The following is a 21,983-nucleotide window of genomic DNA, read 5'->3' as shown; positions in this document are numbered from 1 at the left end:
CAGAGAGGACGAACTATGAGCAAAGGATTAATTTGGGTTGTCGACGATGACAGCTCCATTCGCTGGGTTCTGGAACGAACCCTTAATGCGGCAGGACTAAAATGTGAAACCTTTGCCAACACCGACAGTGTACTGGAAGCACTGGAACGCAGCGTGCCGGACGTATTAGTATCTGACATTCGGATGCCGGGTACCGACGGCCTGGCCCTGCTCAAGTCGCTGCACCGGGATTACCCGTCACTGCCGGTGATAATCATGACAGCTCACTCGGATCTGGATGCAGCGGTTAACGCTTACCAAGAAGGGGCTTTTGAATACCTGCCAAAACCCTTCGATATAGATGAAGCGGTCAGCCTGGTAGAGCGCGCAGTCACCCACAGCCAGGAGCAAAAGCGTCAGCAGCAACCGGAAACCAGTCCTCAGAATGCCCCGGAAATTATCGGTGAAGCACCGGCGATGCAGGAGGTTTTCCGCGCTATCGGCCGCTTGTCCCGCTCATCAATTTCAGTGCTGATCAACGGTGAGTCCGGTACAGGTAAAGAATTGGTAGCCCATGCCCTGCACCGCCACAGCCCACGCAGCCATAAAGAGTTTATCGCCCTGAACATGGCGGCGATTCCTAAAGATCTGATTGAATCCGAGCTGTTCGGTCATGAAAAAGGCGCTTTCACCGGCGCCAACAGCGTCCGCCAGGGCCGCTTTGAACAAGCCAACGGCGGCACCCTGTTTTTAGATGAAATCGGCGATATGCCCCTCGATATCCAGACCCGCCTGCTGCGGGTGCTGGCTGATGGTCAATTTTATCGGGTCGGCGGCCACTCGCCGGTTAATGTTGATGTCAGAATTATTGCCGCCACCCACCAGGATCTGGAAAGACTGGTTGCCAACGGCGACTTCCGTGAAGACTTGTTCCACCGTCTGAATGTCATCCGGATCCACCTACCAGCACTGAAAGACCGCCGCCAAGATATCCCGCAACTTACCCGGCATTTTCTGCAGCGTGCTTCTGACGAACTCGGCGTTGAGGTCAAAACTCTGCATCCGTCAACGGAAGATATCCTCACTGAACTCGACTGGCCGGGGAATGTGCGCCAACTGGAAAATACCTGTCGCTGGCTAACTGTAATGGCAAGTGGTAACGAAGTCCTGCCGACAGATCTGCCGCCGGAATTGCTGACTCCCGACAGCAAAACAACCCAAGAGCAAGGGAACGGCCACTGGCACCACGCTCTCGAACAGTGGGCCAGGGATACCCTCAAGCAAGGTAACCAAAACCTTTTGGGTGAAGCCTTGCCGGAGTTTGAAAAAATCCTGCTGGAAACCGCACTGGAGTATACCCACGGCCATAAACAGGAAGCTGCGAGGTTGCTTGGCTGGGGCCGCAATACCCTGACCAGAAAACTCAAGGAACTCAATATTTCTGCTGAATAGCGAATACTCACTCAATGAAACCAGTAGAAGCGGTAAAGGAGATTATCGGCTTCTACTGACTCATCTCTCATTATTTGATCGCAATTCTTGTGATCAACGAAAGAGCGTTTGCATGTTTATATTATTTATCAGAATATTTGAGCATCAGAATTACAGTACGACGAACTGAGCTTCGACAATGCCCAGACCCCGCCTGATGACATTGCGCTTTGCGGTAATGGCACCGTTTACCCTGCTGATGGTACTGACCGTCGGGGTTATCGCTATTTCCCAACAAAACAGCTATGAACGCATGCTGACTGAAGTCAGCGGCAAGTTGCTCCGTTCCTATACGGCAAGTATCAGCAACGACCTGCGGGTATTTTTAGGCGATCCCTTCAACACCAACCTGACCATAGCCGACAGTATTCAACGCCACCATCTTTATCAGCCACCCAAACTAACCGGACTGGAATCCTATCTCAAAGATGCTATGGCCAGGCTGTACATACACCAGCCGCAAATCACAACCATCGGCTTCGGCAGCAAAGACAAATTCTTCGTCGGTTACCGTAAAAATGACCAGCAATTATCCCTGATGCTGAAAGACCGGCGCACCGACAATCAGCTTTATATTTTCAACGGTGCCAACCATTTTAGTTCCACCAGCCTGAAACTGGCAGGCTATGATCCGACAAACCGTCCCTGGTATCAGCCGTTTACCCGCGACCTCAAGCCCGGCTGGGCTGATGTCTACACCAACCAGGACGAAAATCTCAGCCTAACGATATCCGCCGTCAGCCCGGTGATTGATGATGAGAGCCAAGTCCTGCTCGGCATGATGGTAACCGACATAAACCTTAATCGTCTCAATGGCTTCTTAAACCGTGAAAGCCGGAATTTCTCAGGCAGTACCTACATCATTGACCGTCAGGGCAAACTGATCGCCAGCTCTGGACTGGCCCCCAACAACCAGCCCGTAACCCAGTTACCACAACCGGATGTCCTGATCTCCGCCAGCCAGGAAATCCTGGTCCAACGACAGCTGACAGATACAGAAGTTGTCAGTGAATTTCAGTTCGAACATGATAAAACCCGTTATTTCAGCCGTATAACACCTTATCGTGATGAGTTTGGCCTCGACTGGCAAATAGTTATGATCATGCCCGAAGAAAACCTGCTCGGTCACTTGCCTGAACAGCAAGAAACCGCTCTGCTGGCTGCAGCACTAATGGCGGGGCTTGGCCTGCTTATCGGCCTGTTTGTTATCAAACGGATCACCCAGCCGATAGTCGACATCGCCAAAGCTTCACAGACACTAAGTGAAAACAACTGGGCCGTGGATGTCCGCCCGGCTCTCAGGCTTCAGGAAACCGATCAGTTGGCATCGGCCTTTACCGCCATGTCTGCCCGTCTTCAGCGCTCTTTCAATACTCTGAGAAGGCAGGTGCTCTATGACGACCTGACCGGCCTGCTGAGCCGGGAAGGACTCATTGAGGCCACCAAAAACCCGAATGCCGAACACAATGCCACCCTGATACTGATTGATCTGAAAGCCTTCAGACACATCAATGACAGTATTGGCCATCTCAACGGCGATCAGCTGCTCGTCTCTGTCGCCCGCCGACTGGAAAATACCCTGCCCGACAATGCGCTGTTCGGCCGGGTCGGGCGGGATGAGTTTGCGATTCTGGTCTCAGGGATCAGTCAGCGAAGTGAAGCGGAGGCAATAGCCCGCCAATTACTGAGTACTTTCTACCTGCCATTTATCGTCAACGGTGTTGAAGTCATGGTATCCGCCAGTATCGGGGTTGTGCAGGGAATCCTGCCGCAGAGTGGTATGTCGGAATGGCTGCGTAATGCCAGCCTGGCGATCAATCACAATAAAGGACAGGATGATCAGCCAGTATGCTATTTCGAACCGAAAATGCTGGAAGCATCATTGGAAAAAACCCGGCTGGCAGCCGAACTCAACCGGGCACTGGAAAACCACGAACTGGAAGTTCACTTTCAGCCCCTGATCAGCCTGAGTGGCACAACAGTCTGTGGTGCAGAGGCTCTGGTTCGCTGGCGCAGTCCTTCTCGCGGGCTTGTTTCCCCGGCCCAATTTATTCCGCTGGCCGAAGAAAACGGCATGATTATCGAAATAGGCTATCAAATCCTGCACCAGGCCTGCCAGCAAACCCGACAGATGATTGAACAGGAAGACTGGTCACCGGATTTCATGTTGCATGTGAACGTCTCGGTCCGCCAGCTGATGCAGGCTAACTTTGCCGAACAGACCAAAGAGATACTGAAACAAACTAAGCTGCCGGCAACCAACCTGACCCTGGAGCTGACCGAGTCCCATTTGGTCAGCCGCCCTCAACAGGCAACCCAAGCCCTGCAAAAGCTACGTCAACTCGGGATCCATATTGCCATCGACGATTTCGGCACCGGCTACTCGTCGCTGGCTTACCTTACCCAGCTACCTTTCGACAGCCTGAAAATCGACCGCTCTTTTGTCAGCCAACTGACCGAAGGTGATAACTATTCCCCGGTAATCGCGGCCATCATTACTTTAGCCAATAATTTCAATGCCGATGTTGTGGCTGAAGGGGTTGAAACTCAGGCCCAGGCCGAGCAGCTGAAAAGCCTTGGCTGCCACTATGCCCAAGGGTTCTACTATGCCAGACCGCAGCCATTGAGCGAATGGCCGGTAGAACAGGATAGTCATGTTTGATTTACGGCCAGTTATGTTGCCAGTGTTTTTAATAAAATATTTTACACAAAACTGACCAATTGATTATTTTTTGAGCGACAGCAATTCCATCTTGCCTAATTTCGAGTAAAATACGTCCACTTTAAGCCAACGGAACACTGTCCCAGAACTGATCCTGAACGATCCCAGACTTTCAGGACGAGCGTTCCACTGGCTTAAAGCGAAATAAAACAGCGTCCTGCTCTAAGCAATCCACGCAAACACCATCAAAAATACTGTGAGATTTCCCCATGCTGGAAAGTATTCTTTCATTTAGCGTGGCTATGCCAGCTGTCAATGATATTGCAGCCAATGGCCCGGGCCATTTTGCCGCTGGCGTATTGGCACTAATAGCCGCCGTAAACATGTTTAACGGCTGATAACCCCGTTGATCAAAAAAGCCCTCACGACTCAGGTTCTGTAACCTAAGTCGTGAGGGCTTTTGTATATCAGGCGTTTTTTCTAGCGTCAGATCACGCGAGAGAACTGCTGCTGGCGGGCACGATCGCGCAGGTACTTGTCGAAACACATGCAGATGTTACGAATCAATAAGCGACCTTTCAGGGTAACCTGAATGTAGCGCTCATCAACTGTCACCAGCTCATCATTGATGAAAGTCTGCAGCAGCTCAATATCTTCGGCAAAGTAAATTTTAAATTCGACGCCAAAACGCTGCTCAATATCCTGCATGTCCAGCTGGAAGTTACAAATCAGCGATTTAATCACTTCACGGCGCAGCAGATCGTCAGCATCCAGCGAAACACCTTTCCACAGCGCTTCGCGCTGTTCGTCCACGCTGGCGTAATATTTCTTCAGCTCTTTCTGGTTCTGAGCATAACAGTCACCAATCATAGAAATCGCCGATACCCCCAGCCCCAACAGGTCACAGTCGCCCTGAGTGGTATAGCCTTGGAAGTTGCGGTGCAGCACACCATTACGCTGAGCAACAGCCAGCTCATCATCCGGCAGAGCAAAATGGTCCATACCGATAAACTGGTAACCGGCTCCGGTCAAGGTTGCGATGGTATCTTGCAAAATTGCCAGCTTCTCATTCGCGCCAGGCAGGTCTGCGTCATGAATTTTACGCTGCGCAGCAAACAGCTTAGGCATATGAGCATAGTTAAATACTGACAGCCGACCCGGTTTCATTGTCAGCACCTGTTTCAGCGTTTCGGCAAAGCGCTCCTGATTCTGTTTCGGCAGACCATAAATCAGATCCAGGTTGGTCGAGCGGAAACCCAGCTGCTTCGCCCGCTCAACAAGAGCAAAGATAAATGCCTCGTCCTGCTCACGGTTAACCAGCTGCTGCACTTCTTTGTTAAAGTCCTGCACCCCGATACTCACGCGGTTGAAGCCCTCGGCTCGCAGGTGATCCAGCATATCCAGTTCAATTTCGCGCGGGTCGATTTCGATACTGATTTCAGCATCATCGGCAAAATCAAACTGATCGCGCAACAAACCGACCAGGCGGCTGATTTGCGCCTTGGTCAGGAAAGTTGGTGTACCACCGCCCCAGTGCAGCTGGCTGACCTTGCGATCACCGAGCAGGCTCGCGCGCTGGCGGATTTCCTGCTCCAGGGCATCGAGGTACTGATCGGCCTTGTGCTGGTGACGGGTGATGATCTTGTTACAGCCGCAGTAGTAGCAAAGCTTGTGACAAAACGGAATATGGACATACAGTGAAAGGTTACGCTCGGGGTATTGAGCGCATGCCATATCAAATTCCGCCGAGGTAAAGGCTTCATGAAACTCAAGGGCGGTCGGGTATGAGGTATAGCGGGGACCGGAATAGTTATATTTTTCTATCAGCGCCTGATCCCAAATTATCTGCTCATGTGACATGACATACTTCCACTAATCGTCTGGGGGAATAAGTTGCAAAAACCAAGTGTGCCATAACCTGGTCGGTATTGTAGATGTTTTACTTGTTCACTAAGCCGAAAATGATATCGGACTCAATGACAGGGGTGTAGGGTATCCCCTCATCTACACTGATATCTTCAGTATAGATGAGGATAATCAAGCACTAAACCACGTTTTCTGATTTATGGCTTCAGTGCCAGAATGGCGTCCAGCTCTTGCTTTATATCGTCAAGCAAACGAGCTTCGGCTTTCATCCGCTCCAGATCAAGCTTCATTCGCTCTTTCTTCTGCAGCGTCTTACGAGCATCACCACGCGGCATGTCTTTCACCACATGGTAAAGCTCGGTCATCGCCGGATACAGGCCGGAAAAATCAACCGCCTGCTCGCCCTGCAAGACTTCCATCAGCTTATAAAGGCGGATGGAAATCTCAGACATGTCGCACTGATCCTGCTTACCGGCCTCAGCAATAATGAACACGCTGTCCATGATATTGGCATTGCGCTGTTTAATCTGCTCAGCCTGCTGAAGGGCAGCTCGCTCAAGGAAGGCCTTGTGGCGGGTATGCTGCTGGTACAGTTTAAATAACAAGTAACCGGCATACGTCGCCAGCACGGCAACAATGGTACCGGCCAGTCCTAACCAAAGCGTCATATCCTGCAAGGGTTACTCCTTATCGAATGAATCTTCAAACGAGTCGAATTCCATGTTTTCAAACTGATCCAGCAGATCGTCATCTGAAGAAACACGAGCCACCGGTGCCATTTCCGGCTCATCGTCTTCTTCCAGCAAGCCCAGCTGGTTCATCAGTTGCTCAATGCGATCCAGCTTCTGATCTACCTGCTTCTGCAGACCGGCACCCAGCTTCTCACCGGCTTCGATGCGATCGAGCAATACCATCAGCTGAGCATCATTTTCCAGCATAGCCAGTTCTTGCTCGGCGCTCATACGGCGCTCTTTCTTAGTTGCTGGCTTAGTATCAACAATCAGAGGCACCGGCTTTTTACTGCCGATACGCGGGTCTTTACGCTGACCCTGTGTTCTTGCTTTTTCCACTTGGGCTACAGAGTGGCGACTACCCGCCTTCTGGCCTTTGCGCTTCTTATCTTTCTGGCGTTTACGGCCTTCTTGATCTAGCTGAGTTACGCTTTTCTCTTGGTATAACGCCGGTCCTTCAGAACCAGGCTTACGGCTTTTTCTTTTACGGGTCATTACTGGGTTTTCCTCAGCAAAATTACATCATTTCCAACAAACTCGACTTCCAGGCCATCACGCTGTGCCAGATAGTGGAAGGTCTCACGGCTGAAAAAGCTCACGTGGGTTGGGTCGTTCTTATAATGCCAGTTCACAAAGGCATCGAGATCTCTGGCTAACTTGGTCATCAGTCCCAGCCATCCGCCGGGTTTCACCATGTCGAGCAACTGCCCCCATTCCTTCGCAGGCGTATAAAAATGTTCGATCGCTTCTGTACAGGTGACAAAGTCATACTGCCGTTCCAGCGCTGTCGGCTCATGGGCAAAATACGGATCATAGATCGCCATATTATACCCCATCTCTTCCAGCATAACGGAAAGTGTCGGGCCCGGTCCGCAACCAAAATCCAGCCCGTCCAGCTGAGCCGGTCCTAGGCGTTCGGTCAAAGGTGCCACCAGGCGATCGAGAAAACGGCGATACCCCTGATCTTCCGGGTTATTCTCATGCTGGTCATAAACTGCCTTTTCCTCTTCCGGTGGCAGCAATACATCAGGATCAGCGAAAATCAGTGCACATTCAGTGCAGCGAAAATACGTCCGACGCTTATCCTGGTGGAATGTACCGGCCGATGGGCTATTACACAGCGGGCAGGTTGGCATGACTTTCTGACTCCTGTATCCAGCCAGCCCTCAGCTTAACGGCGGGGCGGCTTAAATGAAGCCGGGTATCATAGCAGATTTGATGGAGAAGTGTGCACTTTTGCACCACGAAGAATACGGGCGCAGAAAAGAAAAAAGCGACAGGTTTTCACCTGTCGCTCTGTATGTCGCCATTGCTGGCTTTATCCTGTCTAGTCAGTCCTTAACCAGTATGAAACATCCCGGTCAGACAACAATCCTGTTGTTATTAGTGCTTTCCCTGCCAACGTTTATTGTTTTTCATCATCCTGATGAATTTTCACCGTCCTTGCGACAACATCCTGTTGCTACGGTTAATCCCTAACCGGCTTTTCCATAAAGCGTGTTACCCGTCCCGGTAACCCATTTCACCATCCCTGTGGGTACACTTTCCGTCGTGTACCTTTTCTTTTCCGTAAGCGTCTTCCTGACGAATCCTACGCATCTTGCGAACTTCCCGGCCTCCTGGCCAGACGTCCTGTGAATCCTTCAGGCTTCATGCCTATGCCATCATGGCGCTTTCCAATCCTTCGTCGCACTCCCTGTCGACAACGCTTACTTTACGCCGATTCAGGTCTGATACAAGGTTGCTCACTTAAGCTCATTTATTGAAATAATCTTTCACTCAACCTAAGTTACTGATAAATCAGTAGCGGAATAAAATATCTTCCGTTCCTTTCATCATCATCGTCCGCATCGAATGGTCGATCTCTTACAAACCGGTCAGCTTTTCTCTCCGCTATCGACAATTTTGTTATTAACTTGCAGGACAAAACCGCCGCAGTGTCTGACTATTTTTGCTCCAAGTACTAAAAAGGCAGCCAGAGCTGCCTTTTTTATTCGATGAGATTGTTAATGGTTTTTCACAAATCCACACAATTAATGCAGCCCACCGACGTACTGAGATAAAGCGGTAATTTCATCATCGGTGAGTTTAGCGGCAACAGAGCGCATCATGGCATTCATATCATTCATGCGCTGACCGCCACGGAATTTTTCCAGCTGCAATTTTACGTATTCAGCATTCTGACCGGATATTTTAGGAAAACCTGACAGGCTGGTTCCGTTGCCACGCGGCCCATGGCAGGCCGTACAAGCAGCGATCCCGCGCTCAGCATCACCGAAGCGGTAAAGCGCCTGACCAGTTTCAATGGATGATTCGGGAGTCGTATTGTCTGAAATTGGCAGGCTGGCATAGTAAGCAGCCAGATCAGCCATATCCTGTTCATTGAGCGGCATTGCCATCCCGCCCATCACTGGATCATTACGGCCCTGCTTGCCTCCTGTGGTCATACCCAGCTTGAAATCTTTCAGCTGTTTCTCAAGATAACCGGGATGCTGACCAGCGATTTTAGGGTATTGCGCCATTATGCCGTTACCATCTGCACCATGACAGGCGGCACACGTTGCGGCTTTTGCTTTTCCAGCTTCTGCGTCTCCTTGGGCCCAGGTTGAGCAACTGGCAAGAAGAGTCAATATCAGTGCTAATTTCTTCATGACATTCCGTTTATAATTATTGAGCTTCCAGTACCACAAGTAATGCTCAGTTACATGGTATACAATGCGACCACAAACCAAACATGGTTGCTTATATTTTACACCTTTTCACATAAAAGTAATCAGTTGACTACATAAAGACTTGACGGAGTTAACAGTGAATCAACCTCTCAACTATAGAAACACAAGATTCATCACAAGTGCACCGGACATCCGCCACTTGCCAAACGACACAGGCGTTGAGATCGCATTTGCTGGCCGCTCCAACGCAGGCAAGTCGAGTGCCCTGAACCGCATTACCGATCAGAAAAGCCTGGCACGTACCTCTAAAACACCGGGCCGTACCCAGCTGATCAACATGTTTGAAGTTGTTAACGGCTGTAACCTGATTGACCTGCCTGGCTACGGCTTTGCCCAGGTTCCGCTGGAAATGAAACTGAAGTGGCAAAAGTCACTGGGTGAATACCTGCAGAAACGCGAATGCCTGCAAGGCCTAGTGGTACTGATGGATATCCGCCACCCGATGAAGGATCTTGACCAGCAAATGATCAGCTGGGCCGTTGAGAGCCGCCTGCCGGTGCTGGTTCTACTGACGAAAGCAGACAAACTGAAAAGCGGTGCTCGCAAGCAGCAGCTAATGAAAGTACGTGAAACTTCACTGGCCTTCGGCGGCGACGTTCAGGTTGAAGTGTTCTCTTCTCTGAAAGGCCTTGGTGTTGATCAGGTTCGCCGCAAGCTGGACAGCTGGTTCGCCCCTGAGCTGGAGCGTCAACAGGCACTGCTGGAAAGTGAAGAAGCGTTTCTTGACGACGATGCCGAATAAGCAATAACCGGCGTGATTATGGCTCTGTTTTCAGGGCCATAAAAATTCCCCACCTTCCAGGTGGGGCAACGGGAGAGAAATAGGAGGTTTTTATTTTTGTCCTAAAAGGATCAATGATTTCCCAAACCAACGCAAGTTTTTTATCCGGCTTTTGTTTATTTTTCCATCACTAATTTCGCCTTCCTGACCGTATTTCCCGCCACAAAACATCAACTTTTAAGGCTTTAGCCACAAAACCTGCCTCAATTAGTTTTTCATGCAAAATAAGTAACAAAAGATGTCTTTCTCATGCGCTAATTATGGAATTTAATTACAGATTTAAGATATGACAGGTGAAAAAAAAGCCACCCCAAGCAGAGAGTGGCTATTTCATGGATTTGTTGGCTAGCCGGTATCAGACCCGCTACCAATAACAAATATGAACAAGAAGCGTGAATAATTATACCCACCTCATACTAATAATTAAAGTAATTACTCTAAACAAACAACAAAGAGTGAGCTAAGGCGCAAATCGTTAAAGATATTAAATGGGATAAGATAAAAATGTCCCAATTACTCAAATTGCAACAATGCGCATATGTTTTAAGCAGAAACTTAAGAACTGCTGGTTAAAACAGCAGAAAAAGAAAGAAAAGGTGGTATTAAAGAGAAAAGAAAGAGTAAAAAAGACAGGAGCGAAGAGTTTTGGCGGCCCAAAATAAAAAACGCCCTGGCCAAATGGCCAGGGCGGCTGAATCAGCCAAATCCAATAACGTGAAACAAAAGGTCTGAAAGATAGAACATCTTACCTCTGTACCCTACGCCGTTAACTGTATATCAAATGCACAGATTTTAAAAGACATTTTTGTAGTTTTTTTTCATTTTCTCGTAACTCAATTATACAAATAGTAATTTTCTTATTGATTATTTCTCATAAAAAAATAGCCAGCACTTGGCTGGCTATGATTTAAAAAAGGCAATTTTGCGGTTAAAAAGCCTTAGTGGGCTTGGTCCCAGTTATCGCCAGAACCAGCTTCAGCAATCAAAGGCACGTCCAATTCTGCTGCCGATTCCATCAGACGACGGATTTCAGCCGACACGCTTTCCAGCTCTGATTCCTGTACTTCAAAAACAAGTTCGTCATGAACTTGCATTAACAAACGTACACGACCCGGTTCCTGCTGTTCAACCCACTCATCAACCATCACCATCGCGCGCTTGATGATATCGGCAGCCGTCCCCTGCATCGGTGCGTTGATCGCCGCACGTTCAGCCGCTTTACGGCGCATTCCGTTGCGGGACTTAATGTCCGGCAGGTACAGGCGGCGACCGAACAGGGTTTCAACATAACCCTGCTCGCTGGCAGCTATACGGGTGCTTTCCATGTATTCCAGCACGCCCGGGTAGCGCTCGAAGTACACATTCATATATTCCTGCGCTTCGTTACGCCCCATATCCAGTTGCTTAGCCAGGCCAAAGGCACTCATACCGTAGATCAAACCAAAGTTAATCGCTTTGGCGCGACGACGCTGCTCACTGGTAACCGATTCAATCGGCAGACCCAGAATTTCCGCTGCCGTTGCTGCGTGGATATCTTTACCGTGTTTGAACGCATCCACCAGCGCCTTATCACCAGACAGGTGGGCCATGATACGCAGCTCAATCTGCGAGTAGTCGACAGCCAGTACCTTGTAGCCAGTCGGAGCGATGAATGCCTGACGGATACGACGGCCTTCTTCGTTACGAACAGGGATATTCTGCAGGTTAGGATCACTGGACGACAGACGACCGGTTGCCGTCACCGCCTGGTGATATGAAGTATGAACACGACCGGTCGCCGGATTAACCATCTTCGGCAACTTGTCAGTATAAGTGGACTTCAGTTTGGCCAGACCGCGATATTCCAAGATCAGCTTCGGCAGCGGGTAGTCCAGCGCCAGTTCCTGCAACACTTCTTCGTTTGTCGACGGCGCGCCTGACGGCGTTTTCTTCAGTACCGGCAGTCCCATTTTTTCAAACAGGATCGCCTGCAGCTGTTTAGGTGAGCTTAAGTTGAACTCTTGCTCGGCGATTTCGTATGCCTTCTGCTCAAGCTCATCCAGGCGGGCTGCAATTTCTGCCGACTGGGCACTGAGCTGCATGCTGTCAATCAGCACCCCGGTACGCTCCATACGAGACAGTACAGGCACCAGCGGCATCTCAATATCTTCGAAAACCGACTTCAGCTTCTCATCCGCATTCACTTTTTCGATCAGCAGGTTATGCAGACGCAAAGTAATATCCGCATCTTCAGCCGCATACGGGCCGGCTTGCTCCAGGTCGATTTGGTTGAAGGTCAGCTGCTTCTTACCTTTACCTGCAATTTCTTCAAAGCTGATCGTCTTATGTTCCAGATAACGCAGTGCCAGGCTGTCCATATCATGACGGCCGACCACACTGTTAAACACATAAGATTCCAGCATGGTATCGAACTTAATGCCCTGCATCCCAATGTCATAGCGTGCCAGGATGCTGGCGTCGAATTTCAGATTCTGACCGACCTTGGCCTGCTGCGGATCTTCCAGCAACGGCTTCAGCTGCGCCAATACCCAATCGCGATCCAGCTGAGCCGGCGCATCCAGGTAGTCATGGGCGACAGGGACATAAGCGGCTTTGCCTTCTTCTGCCGCAAACGACACACCGACCAGGTTTGCCGTCATGTAATCCAAACCATCCGTTTCAGTATCAAAGGCAAATACCTCCGAGGACTTCAGAATTTCCAGCCAAGTGTTGAATGACGCTTCATCCAGCACCGTCTCATAACCGCTGCGGTCAATCACAGGTGCAACCGGCTTTTTCTCTGCCGGGGCAGAAGCCGCTTTCTCGTCAGCAACAATTTTGCCGTCACTGCCATCCAGCATTTCCGACAACCAGCGGCGGAACTGCAGCTTGCCGAACAGTTTGGTCAGTTCATCGGTATCCGGCTCACCTTTGCGCAGCTGATCCGGTGTTACATCCAGCTCAACATCCAACTTAATGGTAGCCAGCTCATAAGACAGGTAAGCCGCTTCTTTATGCTCTTCGAGCTTTTTCGGCATGGTTTTCGAACCACGAAAACCAAGCGCCGGGATATCATCCAGGTTGGCATACAGCGCATCCAGGCCACCGATACCGGTCAGCAACGCCTTCGCCGTCTTCTCACCCACACCCGGTACACCCGGAATGTTATCGACCTTATCACCCATCAGGGCAAGGTAGTCGATAATCAGCTCAGGGCCGATACCGAACTTATCCACAACCCCGGCCGGATCCATCACTACGTCCGTCATGGTGTTGATCAAAGTAACATTCGGATCCACCAACTGCGCCATATCCTTATCACCGGTACTGATCAATACCGGCATACCCGCTTTCGACGCCTGAGTCGCCAACGTACCGATCACATCATCCGCCTCTACCCCGGACACCGAGATCAATGGCAGTCCCATTGCTTTGATCACCGCATGCAAGGGTTCGATCTGACCGCGCAGATCATCCGGCATTGGCGGACGATGCGCCTTATACTCAGGGTAGATCTCATCACGGAAAGTTTTGCCTTTTGCATCAAAGATCACCGCTACATGCTCGGTTGCATACTGGCGCAACATGCTACGCAGCATATTAACTACGCCATAGACAGCACCCGTCGGTTCGCCATCTGAATTGGTGAAGTTCGGTGCCGCGTGATAGGCACGGTACAGGTAGGATGATCCGTCAATCAGAATAAGTGGATTTTCTGGGATAGTTGCCATAAAGATATTCTTATATCCAGGGGATGAAGGAATTAGGACACTAGGATGCCACGACAACAGGCAACTGTTAACTACTGAATGTTTTCCACCAACCAAGCTTAATCTGTGGATAACTTTGTTAGTATTTAATTTATACCCGTTGATCAGAATTCATAAAAAATAATCAATTTTCAAACAAACCAATATTAATCAACAACTTAAGATCTAATGCAAAAATGGATCCTCGATCCTAAAATGATCATTAATTGTGGAAAAAGTTAACAGACCGATCTGAAATAAGCTTTACTGGGTGTAAAATTAGACAATTCTGACCATAAAGGAAGCCAATATGAAGAAGATTGCGGTTATTTTGAGCGGCTCAGGAGTATTTGACGGAACAGAAATCCACGAGGCAGTACTGGCCCTTCATGCGATTGAGCAAGAAGGGGCAAGCTGGCATTGTTTTGCACCAAATATTGCTCAGCACCATGTCATCAATCACCTGACTGGTGAAGAAATGGATGAGAAACGCAATGTCTTGATCGAAGCCGCCCGCATTGCCCGCGGCAACATTGAAAATATTGAAAACCTCAAAGCCGCTGACTATGACGGCTTACTGCTGCCGGGCGGCTTTGGCGCAGCCAAGAATTTGTCCGACTTTGCCTTTACCGGTGCTGGTTGCGAGATTAACCCGGAAGTCAAAAGAGCCTGCCAGGAATTCGCGAAAGAAGAGAAACCTGCAGGCTTTTTATGTATCGCCCCGGTAATGATCCCTGCCATTTACGGACCAGGGGCCAAAGGAACCATTGGCTATGATGCGGATACCGCTCACGCATTTAACAAAATGGGAGGAGAACATATTAACTGCCCTGTTGATGACTATGTTCTTGATCAGAAGCGCCGTATCCTGACTACCCCTGCCTACATGCAGGCAAGCAGCATCAGTGAAGCGGCCAGTGGGATCAATAAGCTGGTAAAGGAACTGGTGAAATTAGCTTAGCGGGATCAAAGAGAACGTTTTTACAAACGGTAGATAAAGAAAAGCGGCGCTACTTTGGGGAGCGCCGCCCAGCAGAATTGGTGTTCGTTTTCAGCCCTACACTAAAAACCGACCATAGCTGAAGTACACTGGAAGCAATGTGAGCAATGTCGTGCCTTCAAACAAGGGAGCCGTTTTGCTTTCCTCCCTCGCTGAGTGCCAGTTAATAATAACCATTCTCATTTGCTTTGCAAGCATTTTGTTGAGAATTATTGTCATTTAATTGCCAGCGACTTCACAAAATGTAACCTATAATCTTCAATTCCGTCTTTTTTCTCCATGTGTTCAATGAGATAGCTATTTCTCAGTAACAAACGCAACATAGCCGGAAAACGGTTACGCGATTTCACCCGCAGCTCTTGATACCCCTGCTCGGCTACCCAAGCTTCCTGGGCCTCCAGCAGTGCCTGAGCGACACCGCTACAACGCCCTTCCGGCGCGACGCCACCCAACCAGCTATAGAAGCAGGTTTCAGACAAACGGTAGCCAATCTTCACTCCGACTAACTGACCGTCTTTCTCCGCGACCAGGATCAGGGGCTCGCGGCCTTTTAGCCTGGCTTCCAGCGCAGCTTCATCAGCAGGAGAAGCAAACTCCTTAATCCGGGCCAGTACCGTTACCGCTTCAGCAATATCTGTCTGACGTATCTTCATCATTTTTCTCCCTGCCGATTCACACAAAAAAGCCGGCTCAAGGCCGGCTTCTCAGTGTAATACCAAACGTTTTAATAATCAGGTACCGATTATTGTTCTGTCGGTATCCAGTCCTGCTGCGCTCCGGCCTTTGGACGAATGGTCGTCAGGCGCTTGATCAGATAATTCAGCAACACACCGTAAAGCGGAACAAACAGGCTCAGGCTGATGATCATCTTGAAGCTGTAATCCACCAGTGCAATTTCCACCCAGTTTTCCGCCATGAACGGATCCGGGCTGTTGTAGAAAGCAATTGCAAAGAAAGCAATCGTATCCAGAGCATTACCAAAGATGGTCGAGCAGGTCGGCGCCACCCACCACTGCTTGGTCTGACGCAGGCGGTTAAATACCGAAACATCCATGATCTGGCCCAGCAGATATGCCATAAAGCTGGCTATCGCGATCCGAGCAACAAACAGATTGAACTCAGCTAAATGTGACCAGCCCTGATATTCCCCCTGGTAGAACAACACCGAAAGAACATAGGAGATCACCAGAGCCGGAGCCATCACCCGCAGGATGATCTGACGTGCCATCGAAGCACCGAAAATCCGTACGGTCAGATCCGTCGCCAGGAAAATAAACGGGAAGGTAAATGCGCCCCAGGTCGTGTGGAAGCCAAAGATGGTAAACGGCAATTGCACCAGATAATTACTTGAAGCAATAACCAGCAGGTGGAAGACAACCAGAATCGAAAGGGCTTTGCGCTGCTGCGCGAATGAAAATTGAGATGCAGTCATGTAAGACCTTTTTGTCATTGGGGGAGAGGGAACCCAAAACACTGCCGCCGGGCGATCAGGCTCGACCGCAGCAACCGAAGCGGCGATTATACATTAACCACTTACGTTGCCCAGCTAAAAATCAAACTGAACACAAAGCAACCGTTTGCAGAGGGTGGAAAGCATTTTTGCCGCAAAAATTGCCAGCACAAAACTGCACTAACTAGCCCAGCAAACGGGCCAGGAAGACCAGGGTTTCCTGATCGTCTGCCGACAGCCCTTCCAGCCACAATGCCGAAGAATAGTGCTCGCCTTTTAACAACAAGCGGCAACCTTCAAAATCAATCAGCCATACATGCAGATCCGCATTCAGTTCCCGCTCCAACACCTGCGCATCAATCCGTGCTACCAATTGATCTGCCACTAAAGGGAAACTGTCGTAATCAAAATCCGGCCCGTCGATTTGCAGCAGCCCGGAGGCCACATCCAACTCGCGACAGCTGAAAACTAGATGAGAAGCAGGAGAGTGTACAGTTGCCATGGAAGGCTCCTTTTTTCAGATAACAGCAGGGCAATTTACAGACATTCTGACAGCAGAATAACCAGCCTACTGGCATTTCTGTAACCAATTGTTTCTATGGGTATCAAGCAATAAAGAAACTATAGCCAGCGAGGTGTGCTTCGTGTTCTTATTAGCCCCGCAGTCCGGAAGCGAGAAAACGAATACCGTCCTTTCCCTTTTTCCGGTCGGCAGGTGAATAAACATTCTCACCAAATACGCAAGCTGTTTTGTAGCGAACTGGACATACTTAGTATGTTTCTTTGACGCATTTCAACCGGACCCAGGCAGTCCGGTTTTTTTTATTCTATTCCCAGCGTCAGGTGCTCTTCGATAAGGGTCAGGAAGGCATCGCCGTATTTTTCCAACTTGCGATGACCGACACCGTTCACCGCCAGCAACTCACCAGCAGAGGTCGGCAGCATTTCCGCCATCTCCATCAGGGTCGCATCATTGAACACCACATATGGCGGCAGATCTTCTTCATCAGCAATGGCTTTACGAAGCTTACGCAGCTTGGCAAACAGCTTCTTGTCATAATGGCGGCTAGCCAACTTGTCATTCTTGGCACTGCGCGCGGCAATATCCAGTCGAGGCACTGCCAGTTCCAATTCGACTTCACCACGCAGGACACCACGGGCTTTCTCAGTCAGCTGCAAAGTTGAGCTGCGGACAATATTCTGGACCAGGTAACCGCGATGGATCAGCTGGCGCAGAATACTGACCCAGAACTCATGGCTGTGCTCGCGGCCAATACCATGAGTACTCAACTTGTCATGGCCAAGCTCGCGGATCCGCTGGTTCTGCATCCCGCGCAGCACATCAACGACATGGTTAACCCCGAAACTCTGGTTAACCCGATATACACAGGACAAGGCTTTCTGTGCCACTTCCACCGCAGCAAAACGCTTCGGCGGATCCAGGCAGATATCGCAGTTACCGCAAGGCTCTTCGCGGTATTCACCAAAATAGTTCAACAGTACCTGACGGCGACAAGTCTGGGCTTCGGCAAAGGCACCCATGGCATTGAGCTTATGGCTCTCGATCTGTTTCTGTGCCCCGTCTTCTTTTTCATCCAGACAACGGCGCAGCCAGGCCAGATCTGAAGGGTCATAGAACATCACCGCCTCGGCTGGCAGTCCGTCACGCCCGGCACGCCCGGTTTCCTGATAGTAAGATTCGATATTGCGGGGAATGTCGTAGTGCACCACAAAACGGACATTGGGCTTGTTGATGCCCATGCCGAAAGCCACGGTCGCCACCACGATATGGATATCATCGCGCTGGAAATCTTCCTGCACCCTTGCACGCTCATCGAATTCCAGGCCGGCATGATAGGCCGCCGCCCGGATCCCGCTCTCACACAATTTCTCGGTGATCTGCTCCACCCGCTTACGGCTGTTGCAGTAGACAATCCCACACTGCCCCCGTACACCGCGCAGGTAACTGCTCAGCTGTGACATCGGCTTGTACTTTTCCTGCAGGGTATAGCGGATATTCGGGCGGTCGAAGCTACCCAGGTAGATATGCGGATCCGTCAGGCTCAGGCGCGACAGGATATCCTGACGGGTTGTCTCGTCAGCCGTCGCGGTAAGAGCAATAATTGGCAGCTGGTCAAAATGCTGTTTCAGGGTACCCAACGCAGCATATTCAGGACGAAAATCATGGCCCCACTGCGAAATACAGTGCGCTTCATCCACGGCCACCAGACTGAGCGGCATATCGCGCAGTCGCTCCATAAATTCCCGGGTCATCACCCGCTCCGGCGAGACATAAGCCAGCTTGACCTCACCGTCCTGCATAGCGCGGTAAGTTTCCTGCATCGCCTCGCGGGACTGGGTAGAGTTAAGACAGGCAGCCGCCACCCCATTAGCTTTGAGCTGGTCGACCTGGTCTTTCATCAGGGAGATCAAGGGAGAGACCACCAGCGTCAACCCATCGCACATCAGGGCCGGGATCTGGTAGCACAGCGATTTACCGCCACCGGTCGGCATGATCACTAGGCAGTCACGGCCTTCGGCAACCGCTTCGATCACCTCTTGCTGACCGGTACGGAATGTCTGGTAACCAAACACATCCTGCAAAATCTGCTCACTGGCCGGAAGGGAGACGGACTGACAAACGGCGGCGCTGCTAGATGACATAAATCGACTCTTTCATAAACGAGCTGGCTATTCTATACCAATCAGATCAGCGATGGGAGCACCACCATCGCTTCGCCGCCCCCAGTTCACACTCGGGAAGCAGCCCGGCTGATAATCACAGGTGACACTGCAAGCGAACACGTTTTATACTGGTTTTGCATATTTTTATGAAAATACATGCAATCCCATCCGCCGCATACGACAAGAGATTCAATGAACGAACAAAACCAGGAAACCCGGCGCGGGGTCATCCTTGCCCTTTCCGCCTATACCATGTGGGGGATCGCCCCGATTTATTTCAAAACGCTCCAGGCAGTCAGCCCGCTGGAAATTCTCAGCCACCGGGTGATCTGGTCGTTTTTCTTTATTGCTGCCATTATCTGGTTCAGCAAAAGCTGGAGTAAGGTCCGGGCCGTGCTGCGCCAACCGAAAACCCTGCTGATCCTAGTGGCCACCTCACTGCTGGTCGGCGGTAACTGGCTGATTTTTATCTGGGCCGTCAACAATAACTATATGCTTGATGCCAGCCTTGGCTATTACATCAACCCGCTGCTCAATGTCATGCTGGGCATGCTGTTCCTGGGCGAACGGCTAAGGCCATTGCAGTGGGTAGCGGTATTCTTTGCCGCCTGTGGTGTCGGTGTCCAGCTGCTCAAATTCAGCTCCCTGCCCTGGGTTGCCCTGGCACTGGCGACTAGCTTTGGTCTTTACGGCCTGATGCGGAAAAAAATCCGCCTTGATGCAGAAACCGGACTGTTCATGGAAACCTGCCTGCTGCTGCCGCTGGCAGCCTGCTATGTGTTGTTCATAGCTGACAGCCCGACATCGGACTGGACCACCAACCCAATGAACACCAACCTGTTGTTGATGGCTGCCGGTATTGTCACCACTGTGCCCCTGCTCTGTTTTACCGGAGCCGCGACCAAACTCAGGCTGTCCACCCTCGGCTTTTTTCAGTACATCGGCCCGAGCCTGATGTTCCTGCTTGCCATTACCGTCTACGGTGAGCAATTTACCGCCGACAAAGGCTACACCTTTGCCTTTATCTGGGGCGCTCTGATGCTGTTCAGCTTCGACGGCATCCGGGGCCACCGCCAAAGCCGCAAACTGGCCCGCACCAGCTAATAACCCCGGCGGCTTGTCATTATTTTACAAGCCGCCTCCCTTCACATATGGTCTACTGATAAATCTCATCATAATTCCGCTAAGGCAACAAACGGGCAGTACAGGATGAACAAGGATACGGTTAACCATCAGACTACAGGCATTGAAGACATCAGCCTGATTGATGCCCATTACCGCCAGTTTGCCTTCAAGCGCCACTACCACCTCGACTACCACATGGGATTAATCACAGAAGGCCAGCAGGAATACTATTTCAACGGCACCCGCTACCGGGCAGGGAAAGGGGAGCTGGTGATCATGCCGCCCGACGAAATCCATGACGGCCAACCGCAGCAGGACAGCGGCTATAAAGTTAAAGTATTCAGTATCACCCCGGACTGGCTCCACAAGCAGGCCGATGAACTCGGCGCCAAAGGACAGGTCTATTTTCCCCTCCATAAGGTGGCCGACAACCAGCTGTTTTTCGATCTCAGCCAGCTACACTGCAAGCTGGGCAATCCCCTGTTCCCGCAACTGGCCAAAGACTGTATGCCGATTGAGTACTTCTCCAAACTGCTCACCCGCCACAGCCAGCTGCGGCCCAAACAGGCAGTTCCGCTCGGCAGTAAAGACCTCAACCAGCTGCGCGACTACCTGATGGCAAACCTTGACCAGAAGATCAGTCTAGAGAGCCTGGCCGCGCTGTGCGACCTCAGCCCGTCGCAACTGCTGCGCCAGTTTAAAAAAGCCACCGGCATGACGCCTTATGCCTGGCTGGCGCGGCTGCGACTGGAACATGCCATGGCCTTGCTCAAAGCCGGTTACAGCAGTACTGAAGTGGCCTATCGGGTCGGTTTTTATGATCAGGCCCACTTTGTCCGCAGTTTCCGCCAGGCCTTCGGCGTCGCCCCTTCAGCCGTCAAGTAACAACTCAATCCACCCGGTGTTAATTTTTTACAAGCGCGGGCTGACAGAACAAGGCAATCTATCGCCTGCAATATCACCTTGCATTACATCGTTTGAATTACATCATCCTGAACCGCATCGCCCGGAAAGAACAGCCATGAACGAAATCACACCACTTATCACCTTACTGACCGTCCACATCCTTGCCCTGATGAGCCCGGGCCCGGACTTCGCCCTGGTGGTACAAAACGCCGGTCGTTACGGCCGACAAACCGGGATCACTATCGCCCTTGGCCTGTCTCTGGGGATCCTGATGCATTCCATCCTCAGCCTGACCGGAGCCAGCCTGCTGATCCACCAGCACCCGACACTGTTTGCCCTGCTTCAGGCCGCTGGCGGCAGTTACCTGTTATGGCTTGGAGCCGGCGCGCTGAAAAGCACGCTCAAACCCACGCTAAAAAAATTGTGGAGAAAATCAGAACAGCGGAGTAAATCAGCACAAGTCACCGAGCAGAACCCTGAGAAGCCAACCAAGCTGATTGCTAACCGTAAGCAAGCACTGGCGAAAGGCTTTACGACCAACATTCTCAACCCGAAAGCATTAGTATTTTTCCTCAGCCTGCTATCTACCTTGGTACCGGCTCATATGTCACTGAGCGGCAAGGCCGGAGCCATCGGCCTGCTGTGGCTGAGCTCTTTCCTCTGGTTCGCCCTGCTGGCATGGCTGCTGACCGGACAACGAATGCAACAAAAACTTCAGCGCTGGACACCTTATATCGACGGGCTGTGCGGCATGCTGTTTGTTGTTATCGGCGGGATGATCCTGCTCAATATCACCCTGCTGAGCTGATTGGAAAACAAGGCAAATTCTTGATTACGACCACAAAAC

19 protein-coding genes are annotated in these 21,983 nt (G+C 50.7%); 8 read left to right on the top strand and 11 right to left on the bottom strand.

What is annotated here, in order from left to right; translation table 11 throughout:
- Window positions 1–15: 15 nt before the first annotated feature.
- Window positions 16–1,431, top strand: coding sequence for a nitrogen regulation protein NR(I) (glnG, locus tag AACQ93_RS00600; protein WP_064601560.1), 1,416 nt, complete (start codon window positions 16–18; stop codon window positions 1,429–1,431).
- A gap of 178 nt (window positions 1,432–1,609) precedes the next feature.
- Entirely contained in the window at window positions 1,610–4,132 is a 2,523-nt protein-coding gene (locus tag AACQ93_RS00595) for a bifunctional diguanylate cyclase/phosphodiesterase (protein WP_064601559.1), read from the top strand.
- 486 nt (window positions 4,133–4,618) lie between these two features.
- On the opposite strand, the gene hemN is transcribed toward AACQ93_RS00595, so the two are convergent.
- The 4 genes from hemN to AACQ93_RS00575 form a co-directional block, all read right to left on the bottom strand.
- Window positions 4,619–5,992, bottom strand: a complete 1,374-nt coding sequence (hemN, locus tag AACQ93_RS00590; protein ID WP_064601558.1) for an oxygen-independent coproporphyrinogen III oxidase — start codon at window positions 5,990–5,992, stop codon at window positions 4,619–4,621.
- A 203-nt stretch (window positions 5,993–6,195) separates the two neighbouring features.
- On the bottom strand, window positions 6,196–6,666 hold the full coding sequence (locus AACQ93_RS00585) for a DUF2489 domain-containing protein (protein ID WP_036801620.1): 471 nt from the start codon (window positions 6,664–6,666) through the stop codon (window positions 6,196–6,198).
- Window positions 6,667–6,678: 12 nt separating this feature from the next.
- On the bottom strand, window positions 6,679–7,224 hold the full coding sequence (gene yihI, locus AACQ93_RS00580; protein WP_064601557.1) for a Der GTPase-activating protein YihI: 546 nt from the start codon (window positions 7,222–7,224) through the stop codon (window positions 6,679–6,681).
- A complete protein-coding gene (locus AACQ93_RS00575; RefSeq protein ID WP_064601556.1) occupies window positions 7,224–7,865 on the bottom strand; it encodes a class I SAM-dependent methyltransferase in 642 nt (213 codons plus the stop codon). Before AACQ93_RS00575 ends, yihI begins: the two co-directional genes overlap by 1 nt.
- 55 nt (window positions 7,866–7,920) lie before the next feature.
- On the opposite strand from AACQ93_RS00575, the gene AACQ93_RS00570 reads away from it, so the two are divergent.
- Window positions 7,921–8,208: a hypothetical protein gene (locus AACQ93_RS00570; RefSeq protein WP_007471069.1), complete on the top strand. Its 288-nt coding sequence runs from the start codon at window positions 7,921–7,923 to the stop codon at window positions 8,206–8,208.
- A 554-nt stretch (window positions 8,209–8,762) separates the two neighbouring features.
- Here AACQ93_RS00570 and AACQ93_RS00565 read toward each other — a convergent pair.
- On the bottom strand, window positions 8,763–9,380 hold the full coding sequence (locus tag AACQ93_RS00565) for a c-type cytochrome (RefSeq protein ID WP_064601555.1): 618 nt from the start codon (window positions 9,378–9,380) through the stop codon (window positions 8,763–8,765).
- Window positions 9,381–9,537: 157 nt separating this feature from the next.
- Here AACQ93_RS00565 and yihA point away from each other — a divergent pair, with 157 nt between their 5' ends.
- Window positions 9,538–10,203: a ribosome biogenesis GTP-binding protein YihA/YsxC gene (gene yihA / locus AACQ93_RS00560; protein ID WP_007471066.1), complete on the top strand. Its 666-nt coding sequence runs from the start codon at window positions 9,538–9,540 to the stop codon at window positions 10,201–10,203.
- Between the two features lie 735 nt (window positions 10,204–10,938).
- On the opposite strand, the gene AACQ93_RS25425 is transcribed toward yihA, so the two are convergent.
- Window positions 10,939–10,986: a hypothetical protein gene (locus AACQ93_RS25425; RefSeq protein WP_438616993.1), complete on the bottom strand. Its 48-nt coding sequence runs from the start codon at window positions 10,984–10,986 to the stop codon at window positions 10,939–10,941.
- Between the two features lie 194 nt (window positions 10,987–11,180).
- Window positions 11,181–13,952 carry a DNA polymerase I gene (polA, locus tag AACQ93_RS00555; protein ID WP_064601554.1) on the bottom strand — a complete coding sequence of 924 codons (2,772 nt, stop codon included), beginning with the start codon at window positions 13,950–13,952 and terminating at the stop codon, window positions 11,181–11,183.
- 328 nt (window positions 13,953–14,280) lie between these two features.
- Between polA and elbB the strand changes: the two genes are divergently transcribed.
- Entirely contained in the window at window positions 14,281–14,931 is a 651-nt protein-coding gene (elbB, locus tag AACQ93_RS00550; protein ID WP_064601553.1) for an isoprenoid biosynthesis glyoxalase ElbB, read from the top strand.
- Between the two features lie 254 nt (window positions 14,932–15,185).
- Here the strand turns inward: elbB and AACQ93_RS00545 are convergent, their stop codons facing one another.
- The 4 genes from AACQ93_RS00545 to recQ form a co-directional block, all read right to left on the bottom strand.
- Complete coding sequence (locus tag AACQ93_RS00545) at window positions 15,186–15,623, bottom strand: GNAT family N-acetyltransferase (protein ID WP_064606428.1); 438 nt, start codon at window positions 15,621–15,623, stop codon at window positions 15,186–15,188.
- Window positions 15,624–15,712: 89 nt separating this feature from the next.
- The gene (locus AACQ93_RS00540) at window positions 15,713–16,402 is read right to left on the bottom strand and encodes a 7-cyano-7-deazaguanine/7-aminomethyl-7-deazaguanine transporter (RefSeq protein WP_198160088.1); all 690 of its coding nucleotides are present in this window, start codon (window positions 16,400–16,402) and stop codon (window positions 15,713–15,715) included.
- 202 nt (window positions 16,403–16,604) lie between these two features.
- A complete protein-coding gene (locus tag AACQ93_RS00535) occupies window positions 16,605–16,922 on the bottom strand; it encodes a DUF3630 family protein (RefSeq protein WP_064601551.1) in 318 nt (105 codons plus the stop codon).
- Between the two features lie 320 nt (window positions 16,923–17,242).
- Complete coding sequence (recQ, locus tag AACQ93_RS00530; RefSeq protein WP_007471054.1) at window positions 17,243–19,084, bottom strand: ATP-dependent DNA helicase RecQ; 1,842 nt, start codon at window positions 19,082–19,084, stop codon at window positions 17,243–17,245.
- Window positions 19,085–19,297: 213 nt separating this feature from the next.
- On the opposite strand from recQ, the gene rarD reads away from it, so the two are divergent.
- The 3 genes from rarD (at window position 19,298) to AACQ93_RS00515 (ending at window position 21,944) form a co-directional block, all read left to right on the top strand.
- Window positions 19,298–20,209 carry an EamA family transporter RarD gene (rarD, locus tag AACQ93_RS00525; protein WP_064601550.1) on the top strand — a complete coding sequence of 304 codons (912 nt, stop codon included), beginning with the start codon at window positions 19,298–19,300 and terminating at the stop codon, window positions 20,207–20,209.
- Between the two features lie 105 nt (window positions 20,210–20,314).
- Window positions 20,315–21,115, top strand: coding sequence for an AraC family transcriptional regulator (locus AACQ93_RS00520; protein WP_064601549.1), 801 nt, complete (start codon window positions 20,315–20,317; stop codon window positions 21,113–21,115).
- 136 nt (window positions 21,116–21,251) lie between these two features.
- Complete coding sequence (locus AACQ93_RS00515) at window positions 21,252–21,944, top strand: LysE family translocator (RefSeq protein WP_064601548.1); 693 nt, start codon at window positions 21,252–21,254, stop codon at window positions 21,942–21,944.
- Window positions 21,945–21,983: the final 39 nt, after the last annotated feature.

Source organism: Photobacterium sp. J15, from assembly GCF_963870815.1.
Lineage (GTDB): Bacteria > Pseudomonadota > Gammaproteobacteria > Enterobacterales > Vibrionaceae > Photobacterium > Photobacterium marinum.
This window is presented reverse-complemented; position numbering and strand designations above follow the sequence as displayed.

Coding starts and splice junctions, on each gene's coding strand:
- glnG (WP_064601560.1), top strand. CDS start 16: ATGAGCAAAGGATTAATTTGGGTTGTCGACGATGACAGCTCCATTCGC.
- AACQ93_RS00595 (WP_064601559.1), top strand. CDS start 1,610: ATGCCCAGACCCCGCCTGATGACATTGCGCTTTGCGGTAATGGCACCG.
- hemN (WP_064601558.1), bottom strand. CDS start 5,992: ATGTCACATGAGCAGATAATTTGGGATCAGGCGCTGATAGAAAAATAT.
- AACQ93_RS00585 (WP_036801620.1), bottom strand. CDS start 6,666: ATGACGCTTTGGTTAGGACTGGCCGGTACCATTGTTGCCGTGCTGGCG.
- yihI (WP_064601557.1), bottom strand. CDS start 7,224: ATGACCCGTAAAAGAAAAAGCCGTAAGCCTGGTTCTGAAGGACCGGCG.
- AACQ93_RS00575 (WP_064601556.1), bottom strand. CDS start 7,865: ATGCCAACCTGCCCGCTGTGTAATAGCCCATCGGCCGGTACATTCCAC.
- AACQ93_RS00570 (WP_007471069.1), top strand. CDS start 7,921: ATGAAGCCGGGTATCATAGCAGATTTGATGGAGAAGTGTGCACTTTTG.
- AACQ93_RS00565 (WP_064601555.1), bottom strand. CDS start 9,380: ATGAAGAAATTAGCACTGATATTGACTCTTCTTGCCAGTTGCTCAACC.
- polA (WP_064601554.1), bottom strand. CDS start 13,952: ATGGCAACTATCCCAGAAAATCCACTTATTCTGATTGACGGATCATCC.
- elbB (WP_064601553.1), top strand. CDS start 14,281: ATGAAGAAGATTGCGGTTATTTTGAGCGGCTCAGGAGTATTTGACGGA.
- AACQ93_RS00545 (WP_064606428.1), bottom strand. CDS start 15,623: ATGAAGATACGTCAGACAGATATTGCTGAAGCGGTAACGGTACTGGCC.
- AACQ93_RS00540 (WP_198160088.1), bottom strand. CDS start 16,402: ATGACTGCATCTCAATTTTCATTCGCGCAGCAGCGCAAAGCCCTTTCG.
- AACQ93_RS00535 (WP_064601551.1), bottom strand. CDS start 16,922: ATGGCAACTGTACACTCTCCTGCTTCTCATCTAGTTTTCAGCTGTCGC.
- recQ (WP_007471054.1), bottom strand. CDS start 19,084: ATGTCATCTAGCAGCGCCGCCGTTTGTCAGTCCGTCTCCCTTCCGGCC.
- rarD (WP_064601550.1), top strand. CDS start 19,298: ATGAACGAACAAAACCAGGAAACCCGGCGCGGGGTCATCCTTGCCCTT.
- AACQ93_RS00520 (WP_064601549.1), top strand. CDS start 20,315: ATGAACAAGGATACGGTTAACCATCAGACTACAGGCATTGAAGACATC.
- AACQ93_RS00515 (WP_064601548.1), top strand. CDS start 21,252: ATGAACGAAATCACACCACTTATCACCTTACTGACCGTCCACATCCTT.